Raw genomic sequence first — 4,656 nt, forward strand, 5'->3', positions numbered from 1 at the left:
CGACTTTTTATCCTCAATTTTCTGCCATCCTCGCTACGGGCGCTATTCTCGGACAACCTCCTGGTCTATCGACCTGACAGGAAAACGGGACAGAACAGCCAGACAGGATTGCAGATGCTCTCAGTAACGCTCTGGCTGGAATAATTATGGTTCAGAATTCGTGGTTTATTGCAAAAATCAGGCGCATTGCCTGCCCTTATGATTCTCCCTGATCCGTTACCGTACTGTGAACATCAAGCTTCCTTATCTTTTTTGGCACCAGTATTTTCCGCTCTTTCCAGAGGTCATAGTCGGTCCAATAGGGACGCTTCTCGCTAACCACGGCAATACCCCGCCGTTTCAGCACATCCTGTGCTTTCGCCGAATCCAGCGTATTTTGCGTCAAGGTGCCCGGATTCATCCGTATACCGTTGTTCTTCAGCCGTTGCACCTCTTGTGCCAATGCCTGTTTGGTTGCCGGGCTCAGCAGCGACGGGTCATGTTCGTACTGCATTTTTTCCAGCAGTGTCATATTGGCCGGAATCGCCACCTGGCGCAGATCATACCAGCTGTTATGAATACCATAAGTGATCCCTCTGTTCTGGTCTGGCTTGCAGGCTTGGTGCCCGGGGTCTGAACAGACGATAATTCCGGCCTCCATGGCAATTTTGCGCCGAACATTGTCATCAATAAACTGGTTCATTCTCTGCACTGGCTCAGATGTCCATTCAAATTTTTCAGAGATCCCGGAGCCGCCGAGGTCATTCAGGCCATAGACTTTGATATAGTCTTTTTTGCGATGATCCTGCAGTTGCGTGGTTATCCGCGCCAGATCAGCCGCGCCGTGCATGGCGGCTTCCAGATGCCGCTGGAATTCAGTTTTGTTCCCGGAGGTAAACTCATTGCTCAGCTGTGGGGGCAAGTCAAGGCGTCTGGCGTCAAAACCTTCGTGTCGAGTCGCCGTTAATCCGGGAAAATCAGCCCCGATCCCGCAACAACCACGGATAAAGTCCATACGATCCGCAAAGCGTAATATGCGCAGGTACCAGCGCACAGAATCCGACAGGTTGGGCGCATCGCCACCATTGACATCGTTTTCCTTGCTGGCCATCGCCAGTGCCATATCACCGAGCAGCTGTTTGGGGTAGCGCCCGGTCAGGTCCCCCATGAAGTAGTGAGCTGAACGTGTTTCTTCCGCTGATTTGGCCACATCTTCGGCAGCAGCGTCGTGGTAGATAATGGCCAGCGCCAGGAGTTCTTTCTCATCTTCTCTCAGGCAACACTGCTGAAATTTCTCCAGCAATTCCATATACCAGAGCCCGTTATTCCTGGCCCGCAGGACGTGACTGCAGCTGTGCTCCGGTTTCCACACGGTTGGCATGGTTTTGCAGCCAAGGCTCTGGATCACTCGTTCCGGTCCGGGGCGACGGTAATAATTCTGCAATACCGTCAGGATGGTTGGTTCATTATCGCCGACAGGATCGGGCAGGACCGGCGGTTTGCTGAAGGCTTTTACCACAAACTGTAATGCCGCTGGTGTTTCGGTTGCCGGTGGTGTCGCCGATGCGCCAGAATCCTCCAGAGGGAGGGATTGTTTCAGGACCGCAATTTCCTGCTCCGCCCACTGGACATGCTTTGGCCAATTGTGAAAAAAAGGATACGTTTCCCGTTGCTTCCATAGTGTCTCAACCCATTCGATAAAATCAGCCACAGAAAAATGACCAATAACATTCTTTTTCTTACCGTAATCGAATTCCAGGAATCTTTTAACCCCGTGCAGAATCTGTTTGTCCGGGCAAGCTTCGTAGTGAAACAGAACCAGCAACTGGGACTGGACGACGTCGAGAGTCGGGGATCTGGGATCCAGCCCATATTCTCTTATTATTTCTTCCAGAACGTTCTGCCGCTGCTGTGGACTGAGCTTCTGGCAAATGCGGTCAAATTCAACAACCGCTCCCGGACAGACGGTCAAAGGTAACCTTCTCAGGTGGAGCAGAGTCAGGCATTCCAATGGGCTAAAGACAACCAGCAGACAATTTATTATGTCCAGTGGCATTGTATGAAAGCTGCGCAGCATAGTCATCTGGTAGTATATGCATGACTGGCACATGTCTTTCGTGAGGCTTGCCCCACTGTGCAACAGCAGCAGAAAGATTCGGTAAGCTGTTTCAACCTGTTTCTGGGTTTGCTCATGACTTTTGTAGACAAACACTCTGAGCAGAAGCATTTCAAGCAAGGAAGTAACGCATCCTTTATGAAAAAAAGATTGGTGAATGGGCAAGCCGCTCTGTTTTAGTTCCAGAAGCTTCTCATAACTGCAACAAAGGGGGGTACTCACCAGTTCGATGGCCTGTTGCAAGGTGTGCATGGCTTGCGGTGAGACATTCAATTCTGAATTCAGTACCTCTGCCCGTACAGGCATTGGCAGCAGATTCAACATGGCTCTGAAATGGATCGGATCCAGGTTTTGTGAGAACGCGAAATTACCCAGAGAACGCCCAATCAGCTCCGGGGGCAGACTTAGCTCATCATCAAAATAGACCTGTACGGAACCTGTGCGGTGGCAATAAACAACGAGAGGCAACGGTTCAAGCGCTAGTTGCTCTTCACATTGAAGCTTGTCGTGCAGGATATCGGCGATATGGGTCTGCGTATCGTGGTAAACACAAAAGCATTTGATGTCGTCTTTGCCATAGTGGGTTAACACCAGTTCCGGGAAATCATGTGAGAGGGTGGCATCGCTGAATTTACGTTTTGGCAAACTGAACGTCCCGTTTGCTAGCAGATGTCCTGAGGTGGCAAGAGGATAAACGTCCCATTTTCGATTGGCATACTCAACACGTTTATCAAGCAACGATTGTAGATCAGGTAGTAGTTTTACTTTCAGGTTTTCCGCCAGGTTTTCCGGAGCGGCGTCAGAGTCATACCGCTTCAGGTCCTGTGTCCCCACATGATGTTTATAGACATACAGGCATTGTGGATTAACAATGCCTATCATCCATTCACCATATCCTTCCAGCAGGGGGGCAGTGGGCGTCATCCTCCCCGGCAGGGCGAGGCTGAAGGGTCTTGGTGTACCCTTGCCAGTCAAGTAAGGTTTTTCTTTGCAAAAATCAATGCGTCGAATCGCCAGGGAGCCACTCTGGGCGGCCAGAAGTAGTTCTCGTCGCTCACCCTCCCGAGGATGCGGGGCTAGCAGTTTGGTGGGTTCGGTAGTTGTCCATTGACTACTGGCCTTCACCGACTGCGTGCCAGGTTGTGGTTGGGAGTTGAGGCAGGCAGAGGTCTTTACGCTCAGAGCATTCATGATGACGTTCCAATAATAGTATTTATCAGACTGTCTCACTGGTAAAAAGTTCCAGATATTCCACCTTTTCGGGTAACATTCAGAAGGTCGAATTGGCATAAACACCCGCCGCCTTTTATTGCATTTTTTCATATCAAGATTAAAGGATTGCTCATGCCAACCAGCTGGCATTCCCTCAATCAAGCTACGCGATCTTCTTTGGCACCAGCATTGGCCATTTTCTCAATTTGCCATTGTCGGTGCAGACAGTACGCTTCTCGCTGACCACGGTAATACCGCGCTCCTTCAGCACTTTTCGGGCTTCCCTGGTAGCCAGCGTTTCCTGCGTCAAGGTGCCCGGATTCATCTGTATACCCTTGCTCTTCAGCCGCTGCACCTCTTCCGCCAATGCCTGTTGTGTTGCCGGGCTCAACAGCGATGGGTCATGTCGGTACTGCATCTTTTCCAACGGCGTCATTCCGGCCGGAACCGCCACCTGCTGGAGATCGTACCAGCTGTTATGAATACCATAAGTGATTCCCTTGCTTCGGTCAGCCTTGCAGGCTTGGTGGTCAGGGTCTGAACAGGTAATAATTCCGGCCATCTGAGCTATTTCGCGCCGAACGTTATCATTAATGAATTGGTCCATTCTCTGCAGCGGCTCAGCTGTCCGATCAAATTGTCTGGTAATTATTTCGACATCAGGCGCCAGAGCGAAAACTTGGGTGTAAGGATTATCGCGCTTGTCTGTACTGTCATTGGTTACCTGCACCAGGTCAGCTGCACCGTGCATAGCGGCTTCCAGATGCCGTTGGAATTCAGTTTTGTGGTCAGGGTCGCTGGAAAAATGGCTGACCAACTGCGTCGGCAGGTCAAGGTATGCAGGGTTTTTATGCTGAGTCACTGCCAATCCGGGAAAATCAGCCTTCAGCCTGATGCGGTCCATACGAACAGCAAAGCGCAATACGCGCAGATACCAGCGTACAGATTCAGACAGGTTCTGATCAGCTTTACCATTGACCTCGTTTGCCATGCTGACCATCGCCAGTGCCATATCATTCAGCAGTTGTTCCGGGAAGTGTTCGGCCAGGTCCCGTTTGAAGTATTCAGCTGACTTTGTTATTGCTGCTGGTTTGTCGACGTCTACAGTCGCGGCATCATGATACATAATGGCCAGCGCCAGGAGGCTTCTTTCTTGTGGATGAAAAGAATATACCCGGCAATTCTCCAGCAATTCCATATACCAGAGCCCATTGTTCCTGGCCCGCAGAACATCACTGCAGGAGTGATACTGCTTCCACATATCCGGCAAGAAGGGGTTCAGGCTGGCAGCAATCACCCGCTCCGGTCCCGGGCGACGGTAATAATGCTGTAACACCGTGAGGATAGTG

2 protein-coding genes are annotated in these 4,656 nt (G+C 50.9%); both read right to left on the reverse strand.

From position 1 onward, the window contains the following. Positions 1-196 precede the first annotated feature (196 nt). Positions 197-3,286: a hypothetical protein gene (locus KDK14_RS10225; protein ID WP_257265000.1), complete on the reverse strand. Its 3,090-nt coding sequence runs from the start codon at positions 3,284-3,286 to the stop codon at positions 197-199. A 184-nt stretch (positions 3,287-3,470) separates the two neighbouring features. After that, on the reverse strand, positions 3,471-4,656 hold a 1,186-nt coding region (locus tag KDK14_RS10230; RefSeq protein ID WP_257265001.1), incomplete at its 5' end, for a hypothetical protein.

Origin of the sequence: Endozoicomonas sp. ONNA2 (assembly GCF_024606365.1) — a bacterium.
In the GTDB taxonomy this organism is placed as follows: domain Bacteria; phylum Pseudomonadota; class Gammaproteobacteria; order Pseudomonadales; family Endozoicomonadaceae; genus Endozoicomonas.

What these genes read in the sequence shown, in the direction of transcription:
- KDK14_RS10225 (WP_257265000.1), bottom strand. Translation starts at nt 3,286, where the DNA reads ATGAATGCTCTGAGCGTAAAGACCTCTGCCTGCCTCAACTCCCAACCA.